The following is a 20,384-nucleotide window of genomic DNA, read 5'->3' as shown; positions in this document are numbered from 1 at the left end:
CCCGAACGTCCGGTACGACGGGCGATCGGGGTCAGGACTGGTGCACGTAGTTGTCGAGCTGGTCGCGCTCGAACTGCAGCTGGTCGATCTTCTGCTTGACCATGTCGCCGATGCTGACGATGCCGACCACGGCGCCGTCGGCGTCGGCGACGGGGATGTGCCGGAACCGGCCCTCGGTCATCACCTGCATGACCTCGTCGAGGTCGTCGTCGGGGGAGCAGGTGCGGACGTCGGACGTCATGATCGCCGACACCACGTTGTTGATGACCGTGCCGTCGCTGTGGAGGTGGCGGACCACGTCGCGCTCGGACACGATGCCGTCGAGCGTCGTGCCGTCGGCGCTCACCACGACCGCGCCGATGTTGTGCTCGGCGAGGGTCGCGAGGAGCTCGCGTACGCCGGCCTCGGGGCGGATGGTGACCACGTCCCGGAGTGACTTCGAGTGGAGCACGTCTGCGATGCGCATGTGACGCAGGTTACTCGGGAGTGTCCCTGTCGTCACTGGTCTCGTCGCGGGCCTGGCGCCGGGCGCGCAGGTCGGAGACGCTGCCGGGACCGCTGCGCGGCCAGTCCGGGTCGCTGCCGTCGTCGGCGATGCTGCCCAGGAACGACAGCGCCGCGTCGTGCAGGTGGCCGTTGCTGGCCAGCGCGTTGCCGCCCCACGGACCGTCGCGTCCCTCGAGCGAGGTGAACCGCCCGCCGGCCTCGCGGACGATGATGTCGAGGGCCGCCATGTCGTAGACCTCGAGCTCGGGCTCGGCGGCCAGGTCGACGGCGCCCTCGGCGAGCAGCATGTAGGACCAGAAGTCGCCGTACGCGCGGGTGCGCCAGACCCGGCGCATCAGCGCGAGCAGGTCGTCGCCGAGGCCACGGTCCTCCCAGCCGCTGATCGAGGAGTAGGAGAAGGAGGCGTCCTCCATCCGTCGTACGTCGGACACGTGGCACGGCGTCGCCTTCATCAGCGACTTGCCGGTCCACGCGCCCTGCCCGGTCGAGGCCCACCAGCGTCGCTGCAGCGCCGGCGCGGACACCACGCCGAGGACGACCTCGTCGTCGACGACCAGGGAGATCAGCGTGGCCCAGACCGGGACGCCGCGGACGAAGTTCTTGGTGCCGTCGATCGGGTCGACGATCCAGCGCCGCTGCGAGTGGCCCGACGTCCCCTGCTCCTCGCCGGTGACGGCGTCGCGGCTGCGCGCCTTGGAGAGAGTACGACGGATCGACTCCTCGACCGCCTGGTCGGCGTCGGTCACCGGCGTCAGGTCCGGCTTGCTCATCACGTGCAGGTCGAGCGCGCGGAAGCGGGCCTGGGTGAGCGAGTCCGCGTCGTCGGCGAGCAGGTGCGCCAGACGCAGGTCGTCGGTGTAGTCGGGGGCAGCCACAGGGGCACCCTAGCCGTGTCACTGCTTTGCCGAGCCCTTGGCACGGCGTGGGTCTGGTTCCGGTGCCCGCGGGTGGTGCAGTCTTCGACCATGGAGATCAACGGCCTGCCCCTGCATCCCCTCGCCGTTCACGGAGCCGTCGTGCTCGCTCCACTCGTCGCGCTGCTCGCGCTGGCCTACCTGCGCCCGTCCTGGCGCGACCGGCTGCGCTGGCCGCTCGTCGCCGGCGCGGCGATCGCGGTGGGCGCCGTGGTCCTCGCCTTCGTCTCCGGCAACCACTTCCGCAACGCCAACGCCTTCTTCGTCTCCCCGAAGTCGGCGATCACCGACCGCGTCGACCACCACCACAACCTGGCCCGGATCACGCTGTGGGTCGCGCTCGCCTTCGGCGCGGTGGCGCTGCTCAACGCGCTGCTGCACGAGCGGCTCGGCGGCGCCGCCCGGATGCTCCTCGGCGTGCTGCTCGCGGCCGGCGCGATCGGCGTGATCGTGATGGTCGTGCTCACCGGCGACGCCGGAGCGAGGGCAGTCTGGGGAACGAACTTCAAGGGCTGAGCGCGGCTCAGTAGTCGGTCACCGACCGCGCCGCCAGCAGGCGCCGGAAGGACGCCACCCGCTCCGGGTCGGCGTCTCCCGACGCGATCGCCTCGTCGAGCCCGCACTCGGGCTCGTCCTCGCCGTGGGTGCAGCCGCGCGGGCAGTCCTCGGTCATCTCGTCGAGGTCGGGGAACGCCTCGATCAGGTGCTCCGGCTGGACGTGCGCCAGCCCGAACGACCGGATGCCCGGGGTGTCGATGATCCAGCCGTCGCCGTCGGCCAGCGGCAGCATCAGCGCGGACGTCGAGGTGTGCCGGCCCTGACCGGTCACCGCGTTGACGTGGCCGGTCTCGCGGCGCGCGTCGGGCACCAGCGCGTTGACGAGCGTGGACTTGCCGACGCCGCTGTGCCCGATGAGCACGCTGGTCTCGCCGCGCAGCCGGTCGTGCAGCGCGTCCAGGCCGACGATCGTGCGGTCGGGGTCGCGCCGGGTGACCTCCCACGGCACACCCAGCGACCGGTACGTCGCCAGCAGCGTCTCCGGGTCCTCCAGGTCCGCCTTGGTGAGGCACAGCAGCGGAGCCATCCCGCCGTCGTACGCCGCCACCAGCGCGCGGTCGATCCATCGCGGCCGCGGCTCGGGGTCGGCGAGGGCGGTGACGATGACGAGCTGGGTGACGTTGGCGACGATGACCCGCTCGACCGGGTCGTCGTCGTCCGCCGTCCGGCGCAGGACCGTCGTGCGCTGGGTGACCTCGACGATCCGCGCGAGCGTCCCGTCGGCGCCGGACACGTCGCCCACGACGCGGACCCGGTCGCCCACGACGACACCCTTGCGGCCCAGCGGGCGCGCCTTCATCGCCATCACCACGATGTCGCCGACGAGCAGCGTGAACCGGCCGCGGTCGACGGTGACGACCACGCCGTCGACGGCGTCGTCGTGGGTGGGGCGCTCCTTGGTGCGGGGGCGGGTACGCCGGCGCGGACGGTCGTAGTGCTCGACGTCGTGCTCGTCGTACCGCGGCATCAGAGGAGTCCGGCCCAGAAGCCGGCGAAGTCGGGGAAGGTCTTGCTGGTCGTGGCGACGTTCTCGACGAGGACGCCGGGGACCGCGGCGCCGACGATGACGGCCGCGTGGGCCATCCGGTGGTCGGCGTAGGTGTGGAAGACGCCGCCGGTGAGGGCGGCCGGGCGCAGCGTGAGCCCGTCGGGGTGCTCGGTGACGTCGGCGCCGAGCGCGCCGAGCTCGGCGGCGAGCGCGGCGAGCCGGTCGGTCTCGTGGCCGCGGATGTGGGCGATGCCGGTGAGGTGGGACGGCGTCCGGGCGAGCGCGCACAGGGCGGCGACGGCGGGCGCGAGCTCGCCGACGTCGTGGAGGTCGGCGTCCAGGCCGTGCAGCCCGCGCCAGCCCTCGGCCGGCCCGGTGACCCGCAGCCCCTCGGCGGTCCGCTCGACCGTGCAGCCCATCCGCGCCAGCAGGTCGCGCAGCGCGTCGCCGGCCTGGGTGGTGGCCTCCGGCCAGTCGCGGACCGTCACCGATCCGCCGGACACCGCGGCGAGCGCCAAGAAGGGCGCGGCGTTGGAGAGGTCGGGCTCGATCGCCTCGTCGTACGCCGCGACGGGGCCGGGCGCGACCGCCCACCGGTCGGCGTCGCCGTCGTCGACCGCGACGCCGCGGTCGCGCAGCATCGCGATGGTCATCTCGATGTGGGGGAGCGAGGGGATCGGCTTGCCGTCGTGGCGGACGTCGACGCCGGCGTCGAAGCGCGCGCCCGCGAGCAGCAGCGCCGAGACGAACTGCGAGGACGCCGACGCGTCGATCACGACCGTCCCGCCGGGCACCGCGCCGTCGCCGTGGACGGTGAACGGCAGCGCCCCGTCGGTGTCGTCGATCCGCATGCCCAGCCCGCCGAGCGCCGCCAGGATCTCGCCCACCGGCCGCTTGCGCATGTGCTCGTCGCCGTCGAACGCGACCTCGCCCCGCACCAGGCCCGCCACCGGCGGCACGAACCGCATCACGGTCCCGGCCAGTCCGCAGTCGACCTCGGCCCGGTCGCCCGCCACGGACCCGTCGAGCGGCGTCACCGCCCAGTCGTCGCCGGACGTGTCGACCCGCGCGCCCAGCGCGGTCAGCGCCTGCGCCATGAGCAGCGTGTCGCGCGAGCGCAGCGCCCGCCGTACGACGGACGGGCCGTCGGCCAGCGCGGCCAGCACCAGCGCGCGGTTGGTGAGGGACTTGCTCCCCGGGAGGGTGACCGTCGCCGCGACCGGACCGGTCACGGTGGGGGCGGGCCAGAGGTCGGCGTGCGTCGCGGGAGTCGTCATCTCCCGGCAAAGTCTAGTGAACTCGTGCTCTGACCTTCGCGCCCACCAGCGCGGCCTCACGTCGCGCGTCGTGGGTGGCGTGCCGGGTGCGCCAGGCGAGCCCCGGCTTGCCGGCCGTGTCGAGTGCTGCGATGAGCAGTCCACCGGCCAGTGCGGTGTTCTTCAGGAAGTGGGTGAGCTGCTCGCGTCGTACGTCCTTGTCGGTTGCCTCCCAGAACCGGTGCCGGGCCGCCGTCGACGGCGCCAGCGTCGCCACCAGCGCGGCCGACGACAGCCGCGGGAACCTGCCGGTCGCGAGCCCGAGTCCGGCCACGATCTGCACCACCCCGCTCGCGCGCACCCACACCACCGGGTCGCGTGGGACGTGCACCTTGTCCGGCGTCGCGTCGTCGACCATCGGCGCCACCTTCTCGGTCAACGGCGCCGCCTGTGCGGCGAGCATCGGCGCGTCGCGCAGGTCCTGCGCGCCGTTCGCCAGGAAGTACGACGCCAGGAGCGGCCGGGCGATCAGTCTGCTCAGTGCCATGGCCCGTCGGTACCCCTGACCTGTCGGAGCATCCCGATAGATTGGCCGCATGTGCGGGCGCTATGCCTCCAGCCGGAGCCCTGAGGATCTCGCCGAGGAGTTCGAGATCCTCGACCCGCGCCTCGAGCGCGCCATCGAGCCGTCGTGGAATGTCGCGCCCACCGACGAGGTCTACGCCGTCATGGAGCGCACGCCCAAGGACGCCGACGAGCCGGTGCGCCAGCTCCGCGTGCTGCGCTGGGGCCTGGTGCCGTCGTGGGCGAAGGACGCGAGCATCGGCAGCCGGATGATCAACGCGCGGATGGAGACGGTCGCCGAGAAGCCCGCCTTCCGCAAGGCGTTCGCGGCCCGGCGCTGCATCCTGCCGGCCGACGGCTACTTCGAGTGGTACGAGACGCAGCAGAAGACGGCGAAGGGCAAGCAGAAGAAGCAGCCCTTCTTCATCACGCCCGGCGACGGCGCGGTGATGGTCATGGCCGGGCTCTACGAGATCTGGCGCGACCCGTCCAAGCCCGAGGACGCCGACGACCGCTTCCGCTGGACCTGCACCGTCCTCACCACCGAGGCCACCGACGAGCTCGGCCGGATCCACGACCGGATGCCGCTGCTCGTCGCCCGCGACAAGCGCCACGAGTGGCTCGACCCGCGCACGCCGGCGGTCGACCTCGCCGCGCTGCTCCAGCCCGCGCAGCAGACCGGCCTGACCGCCTACCCGGTCTCGACGGCGGTCGGCAATGTCGCCAACAACGGGCCCGAGCTGGTCGCGCCGATCCCGTTCGACGAGAGCGCCCACGACGACGACGGACAGGGGACCCTGTTGTGACCGACGAGCGGATCGTCCAGACCGACCTCGGCGAGGGCCGGCTCGTCGTACGGCGCGCGCGCAAGCCGGTCGCCACCCTCCTGCTCAGCCACGGCGCCGGCGGCGGCATCGAGGCGCGCGACCTGGCCGCGCTGGCCGCCCAGCTGCCCGGCCAGGGCATCACGGTCGCCCTCTTCGAGCAGCCGTGGCGCCGGGCCGGACGCAAGGTCGCCACGCCGCCGCCCACCCTCGACGTCGGCCTGCGGGCCGCGGCCGCCGCGTTGCGGGTGCGCACGCCGCTCGTGGTCGGCGGCCGCTCGGCCGGCGCCCGCTCCGCCTGCCGTACGGCGAGCGAGCTCGGCGCCGCCGGCTGCCTCGCGATCTCCTTCCCGCTGCACCCGCCCGGCAAGCCGGAGCGCTCGCGGCTCGACGAGCTCGCCGGCGCCGGCGTCCCGACCCTCGTGGTGCAGGGGGAGCGCGACCCGATGGGGCGTCCGGAGGAGTTCCCCGACCCGCTGCCCGGGGGCGCCGACCTGGCCGTCGTCCCGGGGGCCGACCACGGGCTCGCCGTACCCAAGCGGGGGCCGCTGTCGGAGGACGAGGCCATGGCCATCGTCGTGGAGTCGACCTTGGAGTGGATCGTGCGGGAGGTCGTTGGCGTGGGGAATGCAGCCGCGACCTGAGACGTTCCGGCTTTCATGATCGCGACGCTGGAGCGCCCCCGCACCGGGAGCACCGTAGGCTGGGACGCGATGACCGAGACTTCCGATCTTTCGTCCCTGGATGCAGACCTCGACGCCGCCCCCCACCAGGAGGCCGGCGAGGAGGTCGACGTCGCCACGGAGACCCCCGAGGAGCGTGGCGCCCGCTTCGAGCGCGACGCCCTGCCCTACCTCGACCAGCTCTACGGCGCGGCGATGCGGATGACCCGCAACCCCGCCGACGCCGAGGACCTGGTCCAGGAGACCTTCGCGAAGGCCTTCTCGGCGTTCCACCAGTTCCGGCCGGGCACCAACCTCAAGGCGTGGCTCTACCGGATCCTGACCAACACCTTCATCAACTCCTACCGCAAGAAGCAGCGCCAGCCGCAGCAGGCGCTCGCCGGTGACACCGGCGAGGTCGAGGACTGGCAGCTCGCCCGCGCGGAGGCGCACACCTCCAGCGGCCTCAAGTCGGCCGAGATGGAGGCTCTCGAGCATCTCCCCGACAGCCAGGTCAAGGACGCCCTCCAGCGCCTGCCCGAGGAGTTCCGTCTCGCCGTCTACCTCGCCGACGTCGAGGGGTTCGCCTACAAGGAGATCGCCGAGATCATGGACACGCCGATCGGGACGGTCATGTCCCGCCTCCACCGGGGCCGCCGCCAGCTCCGCGACATGCTGTCCGACTACGTCCGTTCGGGCGGCGACGCACCCCTCGACGGAGGCCGATGATGCCTGAGATGTCCGACCACAGCGAGCACGAGCACGTCCACGTCTCCGACGACCCCAGCAACGCGGAGTGCGCCGACTTCCTCGAGCGGATCGTGCGCCTGATCGACAACGAGCTGGAGTCCGGCGACTGCGCCGTCGTCCGCGCGCACATCGACTCCTGCAGCCCGTGTCTGGAGCGCTACGACCTGCAGCGCACGGTCAAGGCCGTCGTCGCGCGCTCGTGCGGCGAGACCGCGCCGGCCGAGCTGCGTGAGCGGGTCCGGATCCGGATCCAGCAGATCCAGGTCGAGATCTCCGAGGGCTGAGCCTCAGCGGCGCCCGTCGAGCGCCGAGAGCAGGGCGAGGGTGCCGAAGACGATGCCCGTGCGCAGGTGCGGGACCAGGTCGGCGACGGGCTTGCCGGCGCGCACGAAGGTGATCGGCTCACCCGCCTCCATGCGCTCGAGCAGGCGCGAGAGATGGGTCGTCGCCTCTCGGATGTCGACCGACGTCGTCATGCATCGACATGATGGGACGTGGCCGCGTCGGGCTGACTCCGTTTCCGCGACGCCCAAAAGCGCAGAACCCCCGGACCAGGACGGTCGGGGGTTCGGCGGATGCTGAGCGCTCAGCTGTTGGGGCGCTTGCCGTGGTTCGCGCCCTTCTTGCGGCGCGCGCGGCGCTTGCGGCCGGTCTTGCCCATGGTTCCTCCTCGGATCGATCGACCCAGTGTCTCAGGTGGACGGCGTGTGCGGAAAATCGGCCCGCCAGGAGGACGACCTCAGCCCAGCCGTGCCAGGAACCGCTCCGCGTCGACGACCACCCGGGTGATCTCGCCCGACGCGACGAGCTTGCCGGGTCGCCCGTCCGCGCCGACATTGCGCGCCGACACGGCGAACCGGCGCAGCCGGCCGTCGGCGTACACCTCGCGGGCGGTGACCTCGACGTTCGCGCCGACCGCGGTGGCGGCCAGGTGCTCGAGGTCGACGCGGGTGCCGACGCTCGTCTCGCCGGGGCCGAGGGCGTTCTCGATCGCGGCGCAGGTCGCCGCCTCGCACCAGGCGAGCAGACGAGGGGTCCCGAGGACGGGGAGGCTGCCGGAGCCGACCGCGAGGGCGGTGTCGGCGTCGGTGACGGTGAAGCGCACGGCTCAGATCCCGAAGGTCGAGCGCGGGTACGCCGCCTCGACGTCGGTGATCACGTTGACCAGGTACGGCGTCCCGGCCGCGAACGCGCGATCGAGCGCGGGCCCGATCAGGCGCGGGTCGGTGACCGTCTCGCCGGCGCCGCCGAGCGCCGACACCACCTGGTCGTAGGCGGTGCGCGGCGCGAGGTCGGCGGCCACGTCGTAGCCGTAGAGCATCTGCATCGGACCCTTCTCGAGCCCCCAGGCGGAGTTGTTGCCCATCACCATCACGACGGGCAGCCCGTGGCGGACCAGCGAGTCCACGTCCATCAGCGAGAAGCCGGCCGCGCCGTCGCCGAGCAGCAGCACGACCTGGGACGACGGCCGCGCGATGCGCGCGGCGATCGCGGCGCCCATGCCGGCGCCGAGGCAGCCGTAGGGGCCGGGGTCGAGCCAGCATCCGGGCCGCTTCGGCTCCACGAACTTGCCCGCGAAGGACACGAAGTCGCCGCCGTCGCCGATCACGACCGCCTCGTCGGCGAGGCGGGGGACCAGCTCGCCGTAGATCCGCGCCGGGTGAATCGGGTCGGCCTCCGCGCCGAGCAGCTCGGCGTCCTTGGCGGTGGCCGCGGCGACCGTGTCCTGGAGCATGGTCAGCCATGCCGTCGGGTCCGGCTGCCGTGCCGCGGCGAGCGCGGTCAGCAGTCCGTCGAGGACGGCGGTCAGGTCGCCGCTCACCGACGCCGCGAGCGCCGCGTGACCCGAGACCTGCTCCGCCGAGTCGGCGATGTGGACGACGGCCGCCGGCCGCCCGCCGTCCCTGCCCCCGAACACGCCGTACCCGAGGCGGAAGTCAAGGGGCGTCCCGACCACGACCACCAGGTCGGCGCCGTTGAGAGCGGCGCCGCGCGCCTTGGTCACGAGCAGGGGGTGACCGCCGGGGACCACGCCGCGCCCCATGCCGTTGGTGATCGCCGGCAGCCGCATCTCCTCGACCAGCCGCAGCGCCGCGTCCTCGGCGTGGTCGGCCCACACGTCGGTGCCGAGCACGAGGACCGGCCGCTCCGCGCCTGCGATCAGCCCGGCGATCCGGGCCACGGCGTCGCCGTCCGGCTCGGCGCTGCGGTGGCCGCCGATGACTGGCGCCGCGCCGACGCCGACATCGAAGAACGCGTCCATCGGGACGTCGACGTACGTCGGCCCGCGGTGCGACGACCGCGCCTGGGCGAACGCGGTGTCGAAGCCCGCCGCCACGTCGTTCGCCGTCATCAGGGTCGCCGCGTGCTTCGTCACCGGCGCCACGATCGGCAGGTGGTCGATCTCCTGCAGCGCGCCCGTGCCCCAGCGGTTGTTGGGCGCCCGCCCGCCGACCACGACCATCGGCGAGCCCGCGAACCGCGCCTGCGCCAACGCGCTGATGCCGTTCGTCACGCCCGGCCCGGCCGTCAGCACCGCCAGCCCGGGGACCCGGGTCAGCTTCCCGGTCGCCTCGGCCGCGAAGGCCGCGGTCTGCTCATGGCGGACGTCGACCAGCCGGACCGGCGGATCGGCCTTGACCGCGCCGTCGTACATCGGGAAGACGTGCGCGCCCGACAGCGTGAACATCGTCTCCACGCCGTGGGCCTGGGCGACCGCGACGGCGATCTCGCCCGCGTGTCCGGTGAGCTGGTCTGCGGCAGTGGTGTCCGGGGGAGTGGTCACCCGGGCACCGTAGGGTGAATCAGCCCCGGTCGTCGAGGAAGTAGGGGTGAACCCGCCGCAGCGACGCGACCAGCGCGAGCAGCAGGTCGGGCCGGACGGCGGGATGCCGCGGTGAGATCGTGAGCTGCAGGTAGAGCGCCCGCAGCACCGCCTGCGCGTTGCCGGTCGCCCGGTAGGGGTCGCGGCCGGGGGCGGGCTTGGCGCGGGCGCCGCGCTCGAGGCGGACGATCCACGGCTCCAGCACGCTGAGCGGGACCCGGTCGCGGCGCAGGATCTCCATGACCGCGTGCGCGATCCGGTCCGGCTCGCCGTGGTTGAGCGGCGGCGTGTCGGGGCTGAGGACCCGGTCGGCGATGACGTCGAGCAGGACGGTCAGCTCGGTCATGCCGAAGTGGCGGGAGCGGGCCAGCGCGGCGATCGCGTCGGCGCCGTAGGCCGCGGCGTGGGCCCAGCCCTTGCCGGGGACGAAGCCGCGCAGGTCGCGCTCGCGGACGTACCAGGTCGCGATCCGATCGCCCCACTCCAGCACCCGGCTCGGGGGCAGGCGGCGGATCCGGGAGTCGCGCTCGATGCACTCGGCGAGCAGCAGCACGGAGAAGCTGCGCCGGAACACTGAGTCGCTCTCGCGGTCGCCGAGGCCCGCGTCGAGGCCGGCGCACATGCCGTCGCCGAGCCCGGCGAGCAGGTCGTCGTAGACGCCGCCCTCGATCCAGGTGGCGAGGAAGGAGTAGGCGAGACCGTCGCGGACCTGCGGGTCGGTGTCACCCAGCATCTGGGTGAGCTGCGCGGTCAGGTCGCTGAGCTGGTGGCCGGCGGGAGGTCGCGTCTCACCGTCGCGGAGGGCCTGCTGAAGGCGCGCCCAATCCACCGTGACCATGTACAACCCACACCCTCCGGACACCACCGAGAACCAGACCCCCGCGGCCTATCCTGCCAAACGGGGTGAAGTCCCACGAAGTCGGGGACGACACCTGTTTTCCGGCCCGTCCACTAGGTTGACGAACGTGCCCTCCCTGTCCGCGATCGCCCGGCGCCACACCGACCTCGACGAGGCCGACATCGCCTGGCTGCAGCTCATCCAGGCCGACTGGCAGGTGATCGCCGATCTGTCGTTCGCCGACCTGGTGCTGTGGCTGCCGGACGGCGCCGGCGAGGGCTTCTGGGCGGGCGACCAGATGCGCCCGACGACCGGCCCGACGGCGTACGTCGACGACATCGTCGGGACCTTCGTGCCCGCCGGTCGCCGTACCCTCGTCGACGCGGCCTACGAGCTCGGCCGGATCGCCCGCGAGGGCGACCCCGAGTGGCGCGACGAGGTGCCGGTGCGGGTCGAGGCGATCCCGGTGCGGCGCAACGGCCGGGTGATCGCGGTGATCAGCCGCAACACCAACCTCCTCGGCGTCCGCACGCCCAGCCACCTGGAGATCAACTACCTCCAGGCCGCCTCCGACCTCGCCAACATGATCGCGTCCGGCTACTTCCCGACCGAGGCGCAGCGCAGCGACCACGCCGACTCGCCGCGGGTGGGCGACGGCTTCCTGCGGGTCGACGCCGAGGGACGGGTCATCTACGCCAGCCCGAACGCGCTGTCGGTCTACCGCAAGCTCGGCCTGACCGGCGACCTCACCGGCCGGATCCTCACCGACCTCACCCGCGACCTGGTGCCGCCCAAGAAGCGCCCCGACGAGGAGACGCTGAGCGCCGTCCTGGGCGGCCGGGCGCACCGCGACACCGAGCTCGGCGCGTCCGGCGGCCCCGGCGACGGCGCCTCGCTCATCGTCCGAGCGATCCCGCTGCGGCCCAAGGGCGAGCACATCGGCGCGATCATCCTGCTGCGCGACGTCACCGACCTGCGCCGCCGCGACCGTGAGCTGGTCACCAAGGACGCCACGATCCGCGAGATCCACCACCGGGTGAAGAACAACCTGCAGACCGTCGCCGCCCTGCTCCGCCTCCAGGCGCGCCGGATCGGCTCACCGGAGGCGGCGTCGGCCCTCGAGGAGGCAGTCCGCCGGGTCGGCTCGATCGCCATCGTCCACGAGACGCTCAGCCAGGCCGTCGAGGAGACGGTCCCGTTCGACGACATCGCCGACCGGCTGGCGCGCCTGGTCACCGACGTCGGCTCGACCACGGCGCAGGTCCGCGTCCGCCGCGAGGGCAGCTTCGGCACCCTCGTCTCCGAGATCGCCACGCCGCTCGCGATGGTCGTCATGGAGCTGATGCAGAACGCCGCCGAGCACGGCTACGACGCCGGCGGCTCCGGCGAGATCGTGCTCCGCGCCGAGCGGCACGGGACGCGTCTCGACGTCGCCGTCGAGGACGACGGCCGCGGCCTGCCCGAGGGCTTCGACCTGGACGCCGCGACCAGCCTGGGGCTGTCGATCGTGCGGACGCTCGTGGAGTCCGAGCTGGGCGGTCACCTCGCGCTCGGACACTCCGCCACCGGCGGCACCCGGGCAGGCATCAGCCTGCCGGTCGAGTAGCACGAGCGGCGCGGGCGCGGTCTGGCCGCCAGCCAACCCGGCACCGCGCGCCAGGGTCTGGCCGCCAGCTTGCTGCCCCTCAGCGCGCGCTGCAGCGTCTGGCCGCCAGGCGGCCACGCACTGCCCGGGCCTCGACCGCGCGCGCGGCAGCGCGGCGAGAGGCGCCTTCCGGCAGCTTGCTGCCCCCCTCAGCGCCGAAGACGCGCTCGCGCCATCAAACAGGCGCGCGGCAGCGCGGCGAGAGGCGCCTTCCGGCAGCTTGTTGCCCTCGTCAGCGCGCGCGACAGCGTCTGGCCGCCAGGCAGCCGTGCACTGCGCGGGCCTCGACCGCGTGCGCGGCAGCGCGGCGAGAGGCGCCTTCCGGCAGCTTGCTGCCCCCCCCCCTGAGCGCCGAAGACGCGCTCGCGCCATCAAACAGGCGCGCGGCAGCGCGGCGAGAGGCGCCTTCCGGCAGCTTGCTGCCCCCCTCAGCGCCGAAGACGCGCTCGCGCCATCAAACAGGCGTGCGGCAGCGCGGCGAGAGGCGCCTTCCGGCAGCTTGCTGCCCCCCTCAGCGCCGAAGACGCGCTCGCGCCATCAAACAGGCGCGCGGCAGCGCGGCGAGAGGCGCCTTCCGGCAGCTTGTTGCCCTCGTCAGCGCGCGCGACAGCGTCTGGCCGCCAGGCAGTCGTGCACTGCGCGGGCCTCGACCGCGTGCGCGGCAGCGCGGCGAGAGGTGCTTCTCCGGCAGCTTGCTGCCCCCTCAGCGCCGAAGACGCGCTCGCGCCATCAAACAGGCGCGCGCTCGCGCCATCAAACAGGCGTGCGGACGCGGGCGCGGGCGTTGCGGCGCTTCAGCGCGCGACGCTCGTCCTCGCTCAGGCCTCCCCAGACACCGTGGTCCTGACCCGCCTCGAGCGCCCACGCGAGGCACTGCTCGCGCACGTCGCAGCGACGGCACACGGCCTTGGCCTCCTCGATCTGGAGAATCGCCGGGCCGGTGTTGCCGATCGGGAAGAACAGCTCCGGATCCTCGTCGAGGCATGCGGAACGGTGTCGCCAATCCATGGGTGGGGATGCCCTCTTTCCAATCACATACAAAGGTGCCCGGATGCGGGCAGGCGTGTAGCCGCAAAAGTGAACGGCTTCACGATCGCTCCCGCAAGGTTTCCAAGGATTGCGCCTCAGATCAAGCGATTCCGGTGGTCTATTGGGTCACAAACAGGGGGTTCTCGGCCAGATCCGTCCCACTGGGCGGTCCGAAGGGGCCTGCTGGCTACGCTGAGCGCCGTGAGCGACCAGCCCCGTCAACCCCCCGCCGCCAACCCGCCTCCGCTGACCGTAGCGGCGTCGGTGAGCGCCGTCCAGGGTGTCGTGCTGCTGGTTCTGGCGGTCCTGGAGTTCGCCAGCGTGACGTCCGGGCGGATGGCGTTCGGGCTCTCGACGGCCGGCTTCTTCGCGGCGTACGGCGTCGTCCTGGTCGGCGCCGCGGTGGCGCTGTGGAAGCGGCAGACCTGGTCGCGCGGCCCGGTCCTGATCACCCAGCTGATCTTCCTGGGCATCGCGTGGAGCCTGCGCGAGCACGTCGTGGTGGCGATCGCGCTCGGGCTGGTGGGCCTGATCGCGCTCGCGGGGATGCTGCACCCGGACACGATCCGGGCGCTCGAGGGCGCGCCCGACGACACCGCCGAGAGCGACTAGCCCTCCGACTCCAGCGACTGCCGCAGCTGGTCGAGCGTGCGGCTGAGCAGGCGCGAGACGTGCATCTGGGAGACGCCGATCTCCTCGGCGATCTGCGACTGGGTCATGTTCTTGAAGAACCGCAGCAGCAGGATCTTCTTCTCCCGCGCCGGCAGGTTCTCCAGCAGCGGCTTGACCGACTCGCGGATCTCGACATGCTCGAGCGCCTCGTCGTCGACGCCCATCGCGTCGAGCATGCTCTGCCCGGCGCCGCCGTCGGAGTCGTCGTCGGTGGCGTCGAGGGAGAGCGTGGAGTAGGCGTTGCTCGACTCCAGGCCCTCGACGATCTCCTCGACCGAGCAGCCGATCGCGTCGGCCAGCTCGCGCGGCGTGGGGGAGCGGCCCAGCGACTGGGTGAGCTCGGCGGTGCTGGCGCTGATCTGCATGCGCAGCTCCTGGAGCCGTCGCGGCACCCGGATCGCCCAGCCCTTGTCGCGGAAGTAGCGCTTGATCTCGCCGATGATCGTCGGCGTCGCGTACGTCGAGAACTCGACCCCGCGCTCGGTGTCGAACCGGTCGACGGACTTGATCAGCCCGATGGTGCCGACCTGGACCAGGTCCTCGTACGGCTCGCCGCGGTTGCGGAAGCGCCGCGCGCAGTGCTCGACGAGCGGCAGGTGCAGGCGCACCAGCGACTCGCGCGCGGAGTCGCGCTCGGCCGCGGAGGCGGCGTCGTCGCGGAAGATCACGAACAGCTCGGCGCTGCGCCGGCGGGTGAGCTCGGTGCCTGTGACGGGCGGGTCGGGGGAGTCCCGCGTGTGGTCGGTGGTCATGACGCCAGGGAGGACCGCACGACGAGACGCACCGCGTAGCGGCCGGGGGCGGCATCGATCGACGCCTCGTCGGCCAGTGTGGCCAGCACCTGCCAGCCGAAGCTCTCGTAGTCGGGCGATTCGGGAGCGGCGGCCGGCGCGCTGATCTCCAGCGCGAGCCGGCCGGGGCCGACCTGGAAGTGGCAGTCGAGCACCCCTCCGGCGTCGGCCTCCTCGAGCACCATCGCGGCCGCCTCGGAGACCGCGATCCGCAGGTCCTCGATGTCGTCCATGGTGAAGTCGACGCGCGCGGCGAGGCCGGCGGTCAGGGTCCGCAGGACCGAGGCGTAGGCGCTGTCGGCGGGGAGCCGCAACTCCACGGAGTCCGGGTCGTCGGTCACGCCACCTGCGGCGAGGGTGATCGTCTCGGACATGCCGCTCCTCGGGGGGTCTGGTGCTCGGGTGGTCCGAGCCTACGACAGACGCACCGCACCCCGAGGGCGCGGTGCGTCGGTTCGTCGTACGACGGGCGGGGGACTCCGCCCGCCGTACGACGGGAGGTGCCGGGTGGATCAGTGCAGGATGGCGCCCAGGCCGAGCGACTCCAGCAGCGGGCGCAGGCCCAGCAGGTCGATGACCGTGTCGAGGCCGAGCAGGTCGACCAGCGCGCCGACGCCGAGGCTGTCGAGCAGCTCGCCGAGGAAGTCCAGCGGGTTCTTGTCCGGGGGGATCGTGCCCGGGATGGTGCTGCCGTCCTTCTGGCAGGTGGCGTAGGCGCGCGAGGTCGAGGTGACCGCCGAGGACGCCTTGAGCCGCTCGGCCTTGGCCTTCTTCAGCTTCTTCTTGAGCAGGCGGACCTGCTTCTTGTGGTGGTGCTTCTTGGCCTTCTTGAGCTTCTTCTTGAGCTTCTTGACCTTGGTCTCGGCCTTCTTGTACGTCGTCTTCGCGACGGTGACGGCCTGGTACTGGATCGTGCAGGTGGTGGCGCGCTCGGAGGCGCTCGCCGTGGTCCGCTCGACGGCCGGGGCCGCGTCGGCGACGGGCGCGAGGCCCAGGGTGAGGCCGAGTGCGACGGCGATGCCGAGGATCAGCTTGGAAATGGCACGGAGCATGCCGGGTTCTCCCTCCGGTGAGCCGGCCGCCGTCAGTGTCCCTCCCGCCGACGACCGGACATGGTGCCGGGCTCAGGGGGGATGCCCGGCTCGGGTCACCCTAGGGGAGATTGGTGGGTGTTCGGCAGAACTCGGGCGGGAAGGTGTCCCGGATCACATCGGGACGTTGGTCGCAGGCCCCGGGACATGACCGGGCCCCGGAGGCTGGGGGCCTCCGGGGCTCGGTACGAGGTGCTGCCTGCGGGTCAGGCGGCCGCGCGCGGGATGATCCCGCCGAGGCCGAGCTGGTTGAGCAGGTCGGTCAGGCCGCTGAGCACGCCGCCGGCGCCGGCGCCGGTGAGCAGGTCACCGAGGCTGCCCAGGCCGAGCGAGCCGAGGACCGTGTTGACGACGCCGTCCAGGCCGAGGGTCTGGAGCAGGGTCTGGACCAGGTCGAGCAGGTCGGCAGGGTCGGTCGGCAGGCCGGCCGAGATCGTGTCGCACAGGACCGCGGCCTGCGGGAACTGCGCGCAGAGCAGGCCGACCGGGTTGGCCGTCGAGCCGCCGGGGATCAGGCCGGCGAGCGCGTCGCACAGCGCCTGCGGGATGCCGGCGTCGCACAGCGCCTGGATCGGGCTGTCGGCGCCCTGGGCCGGCGTACCGGCCTGGCAGCGGGCGAGCGAGCGCTGGGTGTAGCTGCGGGTCACGGCCACGCGGTCGCGGTACTGCTTCTTCTCGCGCAGCGACTGCTTGGCCTTCTTCAGCTTCTTGTTGAGCTTGCGGACCTGCTTCTTGGCGTGGTGCTTCTTCGCCTTCTTGATCTTCTTCTTCAGCTTGGTGACCTTGGCCTGAGCCGCCTTCACGCTCGCGTTCGCCGAGGCGTACGACGCGTTCGCGCGGTTGTTGGCCGCGATCTGCGCGCTGCAGTCAGGGGCCTGCGCCGCGGCGGCGGGGGCCGCCGGGGCGGCGGGGGTCGCCGAGGCGATGGGCGCGGCGCCCAGCGTCAGGCCGAGCGCCACGGCGAGTCCGAGGATCATCTTGAAAAGGGCGCGATTCATCGCGAGGTGTCTCCCTCCGGTTGGCCCGGGCCGCCGTCGCTGTGCTTCCCTCCGGACGGCGGCCGGGTCGTCGTCCCGAAACGCGGGTGGCGTTCGGATGCCGCGACGCTAGGGGAGAAAACGCAGAGACCGTGCACCTTTCGGTGCACGGTCTCCAGAATGGGGACGATCGGCCCTCGGGCCATAGTCCCGACTGATCAGGCGGACCGGGCCTCGCTCGCGCGAGGCGCCGGATCCCGCGGTCAGCGCGCTCGGTGGCTCGGGCTCACTTCTTCGTCTGCCCTCGCTTCGCTCGGGCGACTCAGTCGTTCGCCGCAAGCCACCAAGCGCGCGACGCCTGTCTGTCGGCCGTCGAGCCGACGGTCAGCGCGCTCGGTGGCTCGGGCTCACTTCTTCGTCTCCCAGAAGATCTCGGCGATCTCGTCGATCTTCGCGAGCAGCTCGTCGGCCTTGGCGGCGTCGAGGGTGCCCTTGGTGCCGGTGGCGCCGGCCAGCTTGGTGGCCTCGTTCACCAGCGTGTGGAGCTGGGGGTACTTCTCGAAGTGCGGGGGCTTGAAGTAGTCGGTCCACAGCACCCACAGGTGGTGCTTGACCAGCTCGGAGCGCTGCTCCTTGATGATGATCGCGCGGGTGCGGAAGTCGGGGTCGTCGCTGTCGAGCGCCTTGGCGATGACGGCCTTGATCGACTCGGCCTCGATCCGGGCCTGGGCCGGGTCGTAGACGCCGCAGGGCAGGTCGCAGTGGGCGGAGACCTCGACGGTCGGGGCCACGAAGATCTGGGTGAGACGCGAGAACATGTGGGTCCTCTCTCCTCTGGTCTAAGGGGAAACGAGTGATGCTTCTGTGACACTACTCGTCATGGATCACGCGGCAACGGCAGGTCGGAGGTCGGGACGCCGCCTCGGGCTCGCCCTGGTCCGCGGCGCCTCGATGCTGCCGACCCTGCGGGAGGGCGACCGTCTCCTCGTCGTGTACGGCGTACGCCCGCGTGCGGGGCGCGTCGTGGTGGCGCGGTTCGCTGACGGGACGCTGGTCGTCAAGCGCGCCGTCGAGCGGCGGGGGAGCGGCTGGTGGTTGCGCGGCGACAACCCGGAGGCCGGGGTCGACTCGCGCCATCGGGGCGCGGTGCCGGACGCCGACGTGCTCGGCGTCGTCCGGGCCCGGGTGTGGCCGCGCCCGCGGCGGCTGTGAGAGCGCGCCCTGATACCGGGTGATCGATGGTCGTCCGGATGTGAAAGGATGAGCGATCGTGGCTGTCGACGTCTCCTCCCCACACCCGCGCGCGGGTGAGCCGGTCTTCGATCTGCACCTCGGCGGGAAGATGGCGACCGTACCCACCGCCGACGTCAGCACCAAGGACCAGCTGTCCCTCGCCTACACCCCGGGTGTGGCCGAGGTGTGCGAGGCCATCGCGGCCGACCCCGAGCTGACCCGCCACTACACCTGGGTGCCCAACACCGTCGCGATCGTCACCGACGGCACCGCGGTGCTCGGCCTGGGCGACATCGGCCCGGCCGCCGCGATGCCGGTGATGGAGGGCAAGGCCGTCCTCTTCAAGCAGTTCGGCGGCGTCGACGGCATCCCGATCTGCCTGGCGACGACCGACGTCGAGGAGATCATCGAGACCGTCGTCCGGCTCGCGCCGAGCTTCGGCGGCATCAACCTCGAGGACATCTCGGCTCCGCGCTGCTTCGAGATCGAGGACCGCCTGAAGGAGGCCCTCGACATCCCCGTCTTCCACGACGACCAGCACGGCACCGCCGTGGTCACCCTGGCCGCCCTGGTCAACGCGCTCAAGCTGACCGGCCGCAGCGCCGAGTCGACCCGCGTGGTCATCTCGGGCGCGGGCGCCGCGGGCGTCGCGATCGCGAAGATCCTGCTCGCCGCGGGCATCAAGGACATTGCGGTCACCGACCGCAAGGGCGTGGTCAGCTCCGACCGCACCGACCTCACGCCGTCCAAGAAGGCGCTCGCCGAGCTCACCGCCGACCAGTGCGGCCGGCGCGGCACGCTCGCCGACGCCTTCGACGGCGCCGACGTCTACATCGGCGTCTCCGGCGGCACGGTGCCCGAGGAGGTCGTCGCCACCATGGCCGACGACGCGATCATCTTCGCGATGGCCAACCCCAACCCGGAGGTCCACCCCGACGTCGCCCACCGCCACGCGCGGGTCGTGGCGACCGGTCGCTCCGACTTCCCCAACCAGATCAACAACGTGCTCGCGTTCCCGGGCATCTTCCGGGGCGCCTTCGACGTCCACGCGAGCGCGATCACCGAGGGCATGAAGGTCGCCGCCGCCGACGCGCTCGCCGCGCTGGTCGGCGACGACCTGTCCGAGGACCTGGTCATCCCGTCGCCCTTCGACCCGCGGGTCGGGCCGGCGGTCGCCGCCGCGGTGGCCGAGGCCGCACGCCGGGACGGCGTCGCCCGGATCTGAGCGCCCGATAGGGTCGGCCACGTGTTCGCCGTCTACGCCGACTCCTTCGCCAGCTCCGCCGACGACCCGCTGACCGGCCTGGTCGTCGGCGAACGCCCCGACCCGATCGCCCCCGACGGCTGGACCACGGTCACCGTCAAGGCCGCCTCGCTCAACCACCACGACCTGTGGTCGCTGCGCGGCGTCGGCCTCAAGGCGGAGTCGCTGCCGATGATCCTCGGCTGCGACGCGGCCGGCTACGACGAGGACGGCAACGAGGTCGTCGTCCACGCCGTCGTGTCCGACCCGGACTGGACGGGCGACGAGACCTTCGACCCGCGCCGCTCGCTGCTGTCCGAGCGGCACCAGGGCACCTTCGCCGACAAGGTGATCGTGCCGCGGCGCAATGTCGTCCCCAAGCCGGCCTCGCTCAGCTTCGCCGAGGCCGCGTGCCTGCCGACGGCCTGGCTGACGGCGTACCGGATGCTCTTCACGCAAGGTGACCTCAAGGCCGGCGACACGGTGCTCGTCCAGGGCGCCGGCGGCGGCGTCGCGACCGCGCTCATCGCGCTCGCCCGGGCGGGCGGCCTGCGGGTGCTCGCGACCAGCCGCGACGAGGCCAAGCGGGCCAAGGCGCTCGAGCTCGGCGCGCACGAGGTCTACGAGTCCGGCGCACGGCTGCCGGTGAAGGTCGACGCGGTCATGGAGACCGTCGGCCGCGCCACCTGGTCCCACTCGATCCGCGCGCTGCGCCCCGGCGGCCGGATCGTCATCTCCGGCACCACGTCCGGCCCTGACCTCGACGACGCCGAGCTGACCCGGATCTTCTTCCTCCAGCTCAGCGTGATCGGCTCGACCATGGGCACCCGCGGCGAGCTCGCCGCGCTGGTCAACATGCTCGACAGCACCGGCGTCCGTCCGGTCGTCGACCGGGTGCTGCCGATGACCGCCGCGCGCGACGGCTTCGCCGCGATGGCCGCCGGCGACGTCTTCGGGAAGATCGTCTTCACCCGCTGATCTCCTCCGGGCGCCCCGTCGTACCGGACGTTGTGGTCGC

Annotated in this window: 26 protein-coding genes; 10 read left to right on the top strand and 16 right to left on the bottom strand. The window is 72.5% G+C overall.

Annotated elements, in window-relative coordinates; translation table 11 throughout:
• Positions 1 to 31: 31 nt before the first annotated feature.
• Both AB4880_RS14105 and AB4880_RS14100 read right to left on the bottom strand, forming a co-directional pair.
• Entirely contained in the window at positions 32 to 466 is a 435-nt protein-coding gene (locus tag AB4880_RS14105) for a CBS domain-containing protein (protein ID WP_367919846.1), read from the bottom strand.
• 10 nt (positions 467 to 476) lie between these two features.
• Positions 477 to 1,382, bottom strand: a complete 906-nt coding sequence (locus AB4880_RS14100) for an inositol monophosphatase family protein (RefSeq protein WP_367919845.1) — start codon at positions 1,380 to 1,382, stop codon at positions 477 to 479.
• Positions 1,383 to 1,472: 90 nt separating this feature from the next.
• Here AB4880_RS14100 and AB4880_RS14095 point away from each other — a divergent pair, with 90 nt between their 5' ends.
• Positions 1,473 to 1,937 carry a DUF2231 domain-containing protein gene (locus AB4880_RS14095; protein WP_367919844.1) on the top strand — a complete coding sequence of 155 codons (465 nt, stop codon included), beginning with the start codon at positions 1,473 to 1,475 and terminating at the stop codon, positions 1,935 to 1,937.
• A gap of 7 nt (positions 1,938 to 1,944) precedes the next feature.
• Here AB4880_RS14095 and rsgA read toward each other — a convergent pair whose 3' ends face one another.
• The 3 genes from rsgA to AB4880_RS14080 are packed head-to-tail and all read right to left on the bottom strand — an operon-like array spanning position 1,945 to position 4,770.
• Positions 1,945 to 2,946, bottom strand: a complete 1,002-nt coding sequence (gene rsgA, locus AB4880_RS14090) for a ribosome small subunit-dependent GTPase A (protein ID WP_367919843.1) — start codon at positions 2,944 to 2,946, stop codon at positions 1,945 to 1,947.
• Positions 2,946 to 4,244 (bottom strand): 3-phosphoshikimate 1-carboxyvinyltransferase, encoded by a 1,299-nt coding sequence (gene aroA / locus AB4880_RS14085; protein WP_367919842.1) that lies wholly within the window; start codon positions 4,242 to 4,244, stop codon positions 2,946 to 2,948. Before aroA ends, rsgA begins: the two co-directional genes overlap by 1 nt.
• A gap of 13 nt (positions 4,245 to 4,257) precedes the next feature.
• Complete coding sequence (locus tag AB4880_RS14080; RefSeq protein WP_367919841.1) at positions 4,258 to 4,770, bottom strand: DoxX family protein; 513 nt, start codon at positions 4,768 to 4,770, stop codon at positions 4,258 to 4,260.
• A 49-nt stretch (positions 4,771 to 4,819) separates the two neighbouring features.
• Between AB4880_RS14080 and AB4880_RS14075 the strand changes: the two genes are divergently transcribed.
• The 4 genes from AB4880_RS14075 to rsrA are packed head-to-tail and all read left to right on the top strand — an operon-like array spanning position 4,820 to position 7,307.
• A complete protein-coding gene (locus tag AB4880_RS14075; protein ID WP_367919840.1) occupies positions 4,820 to 5,593 on the top strand; it encodes an SOS response-associated peptidase in 774 nt (257 codons plus the stop codon).
• Positions 5,590 to 6,255, top strand: a complete 666-nt coding sequence (locus AB4880_RS14070) for an alpha/beta hydrolase family protein (RefSeq protein ID WP_367919839.1) — start codon at positions 5,590 to 5,592, stop codon at positions 6,253 to 6,255. Before AB4880_RS14075 ends, AB4880_RS14070 begins: the two co-directional genes overlap by 4 nt.
• A 15-nt stretch (positions 6,256 to 6,270) precedes the next feature.
• Positions 6,271 to 7,002, top strand: coding sequence for a sigma-70 family RNA polymerase sigma factor (locus tag AB4880_RS14065; RefSeq protein WP_367919838.1), 732 nt, complete (start codon positions 6,271 to 6,273; stop codon positions 7,000 to 7,002).
• 8 nt (positions 7,003 to 7,010) lie between these two features.
• Positions 7,011 to 7,307, top strand: a complete 297-nt coding sequence (gene rsrA / locus AB4880_RS14060) for a mycothiol system anti-sigma-R factor (RefSeq protein WP_367919837.1) — start codon at positions 7,011 to 7,013, stop codon at positions 7,305 to 7,307.
• Between the two features lie 3 nt (positions 7,308 to 7,310).
• Here the strand turns inward: rsrA and AB4880_RS14055 are convergent, their stop codons facing one another.
• The 5 genes from AB4880_RS14055 to AB4880_RS14040 all read right to left on the bottom strand — a co-directional run bounded on the left by AB4880_RS14055 (position 7,311) and on the right by AB4880_RS14040 (position 10,685).
• The gene (locus tag AB4880_RS14055; protein WP_367919836.1) at positions 7,311 to 7,499 is read right to left on the bottom strand and encodes a type II toxin-antitoxin system Phd/YefM family antitoxin; all 189 of its coding nucleotides are present in this window, start codon (positions 7,497 to 7,499) and stop codon (positions 7,311 to 7,313) included.
• A 110-nt stretch (positions 7,500 to 7,609) separates the two neighbouring features.
• Positions 7,610 to 7,684, bottom strand: coding sequence for a 50S ribosomal protein bL37 (locus AB4880_RS26105; RefSeq protein WP_370249596.1), 75 nt, complete (start codon positions 7,682 to 7,684; stop codon positions 7,610 to 7,612).
• 78 nt (positions 7,685 to 7,762) lie between these two features.
• Positions 7,763 to 8,128 carry a thioesterase family protein gene (locus AB4880_RS14050; RefSeq protein WP_367919835.1) on the bottom strand — a complete coding sequence of 122 codons (366 nt, stop codon included), beginning with the start codon at positions 8,126 to 8,128 and terminating at the stop codon, positions 7,763 to 7,765.
• Positions 8,129 to 8,131: 3 nt separating this feature from the next.
• Complete coding sequence (locus AB4880_RS14045) at positions 8,132 to 9,808, bottom strand: acetolactate synthase (protein ID WP_367919834.1); 1,677 nt, start codon at positions 9,806 to 9,808, stop codon at positions 8,132 to 8,134.
• Between the two features lie 19 nt (positions 9,809 to 9,827).
• Positions 9,828 to 10,685: a DUF2785 domain-containing protein gene (locus AB4880_RS14040; RefSeq protein WP_367919833.1), complete on the bottom strand. Its 858-nt coding sequence runs from the start codon at positions 10,683 to 10,685 to the stop codon at positions 9,828 to 9,830.
• Positions 10,686 to 10,812: 127 nt separating this feature from the next.
• Here AB4880_RS14040 and AB4880_RS14035 point away from each other — a divergent pair, with 127 nt between their 5' ends.
• Positions 10,813 to 12,291: a sensor histidine kinase gene (locus AB4880_RS14035; RefSeq protein WP_367919832.1), complete on the top strand. Its 1,479-nt coding sequence runs from the start codon at positions 10,813 to 10,815 to the stop codon at positions 12,289 to 12,291.
• 792 nt (positions 12,292 to 13,083) lie between these two features.
• On the opposite strand, the gene AB4880_RS14030 is transcribed toward AB4880_RS14035, so the two are convergent.
• Positions 13,084 to 13,338: a WhiB family transcriptional regulator gene (locus AB4880_RS14030; RefSeq protein WP_038678054.1), complete on the bottom strand. Its 255-nt coding sequence runs from the start codon at positions 13,336 to 13,338 to the stop codon at positions 13,084 to 13,086.
• A gap of 222 nt (positions 13,339 to 13,560) precedes the next feature.
• Here AB4880_RS14030 and AB4880_RS14025 point away from each other — a divergent pair, with 222 nt between their 5' ends.
• Positions 13,561 to 13,971, top strand: a complete 411-nt coding sequence (locus AB4880_RS14025) for a hypothetical protein (protein WP_367919831.1) — start codon at positions 13,561 to 13,563, stop codon at positions 13,969 to 13,971.
• Here AB4880_RS14025 and AB4880_RS14020 read toward each other — a convergent pair.
• The 5 genes from AB4880_RS14020 to sodN form a co-directional block, all read right to left on the bottom strand.
• Positions 13,968 to 14,783 (bottom strand): RNA polymerase sigma factor SigF, encoded by an 816-nt coding sequence (locus AB4880_RS14020; protein ID WP_367919830.1) that lies wholly within the window; start codon positions 14,781 to 14,783, stop codon positions 13,968 to 13,970. The two genes, AB4880_RS14025 and AB4880_RS14020, sit on opposite strands and share 4 nt — an antisense overlap.
• Entirely contained in the window at positions 14,780 to 15,196 is a 417-nt protein-coding gene (locus AB4880_RS14015; RefSeq protein WP_367919829.1) for an ATP-binding protein, read from the bottom strand. Before AB4880_RS14015 ends, AB4880_RS14020 begins: the two co-directional genes overlap by 4 nt.
• 138 nt (positions 15,197 to 15,334) lie before the next feature.
• Positions 15,335 to 15,874, bottom strand: a complete 540-nt coding sequence (locus AB4880_RS14010; RefSeq protein WP_367919828.1) for a hypothetical protein — start codon at positions 15,872 to 15,874, stop codon at positions 15,335 to 15,337.
• Positions 15,875 to 16,119: 245 nt separating this feature from the next.
• Positions 16,120 to 16,911, bottom strand: a complete 792-nt coding sequence (locus AB4880_RS14005) for a hypothetical protein (protein WP_367919827.1) — start codon at positions 16,909 to 16,911, stop codon at positions 16,120 to 16,122.
• A gap of 386 nt (positions 16,912 to 17,297) precedes the next feature.
• On the bottom strand, positions 17,298 to 17,708 hold the full coding sequence (gene sodN / locus AB4880_RS14000) for a superoxide dismutase, Ni (protein WP_367919826.1): 411 nt from the start codon (positions 17,706 to 17,708) through the stop codon (positions 17,298 to 17,300).
• A gap of 61 nt (positions 17,709 to 17,769) precedes the next feature.
• On the opposite strand from sodN, the gene sodX reads away from it, so the two are divergent.
• The 3 genes from sodX (at position 17,770) to AB4880_RS13985 (ending at position 20,344) form a co-directional block, all read left to right on the top strand.
• Complete coding sequence (gene sodX, locus AB4880_RS13995; RefSeq protein ID WP_367919825.1) at positions 17,770 to 18,102, top strand: nickel-type superoxide dismutase maturation protease; 333 nt, start codon at positions 17,770 to 17,772, stop codon at positions 18,100 to 18,102.
• 130 nt (positions 18,103 to 18,232) lie between these two features.
• On the top strand, positions 18,233 to 19,348 hold the full coding sequence (locus AB4880_RS13990; protein WP_379228994.1) for an NAD(P)-dependent malic enzyme: 1,116 nt from the start codon (positions 18,233 to 18,235) through the stop codon (positions 19,346 to 19,348).
• Positions 19,349 to 19,369: 21 nt separating this feature from the next.
• Positions 19,370 to 20,344 (top strand): zinc-binding dehydrogenase, encoded by a 975-nt coding sequence (locus AB4880_RS13985; RefSeq protein ID WP_367919824.1) that lies wholly within the window; start codon positions 19,370 to 19,372, stop codon positions 20,342 to 20,344.
• The last annotated feature ends 40 nt before the right edge of the window (positions 20,345 to 20,384 follow it).

This window comes from Nocardioides ginsengisoli (assembly GCF_039537225.1).
GTDB lineage: Bacteria > Actinomycetota > Actinomycetes > Propionibacteriales > Nocardioidaceae > Nocardioides > Nocardioides ginsengisoli.
The sequence above is the reverse complement of the archived record's forward strand: the minus strand, read 5'-3'. Positions and strand labels throughout refer to the sequence as shown.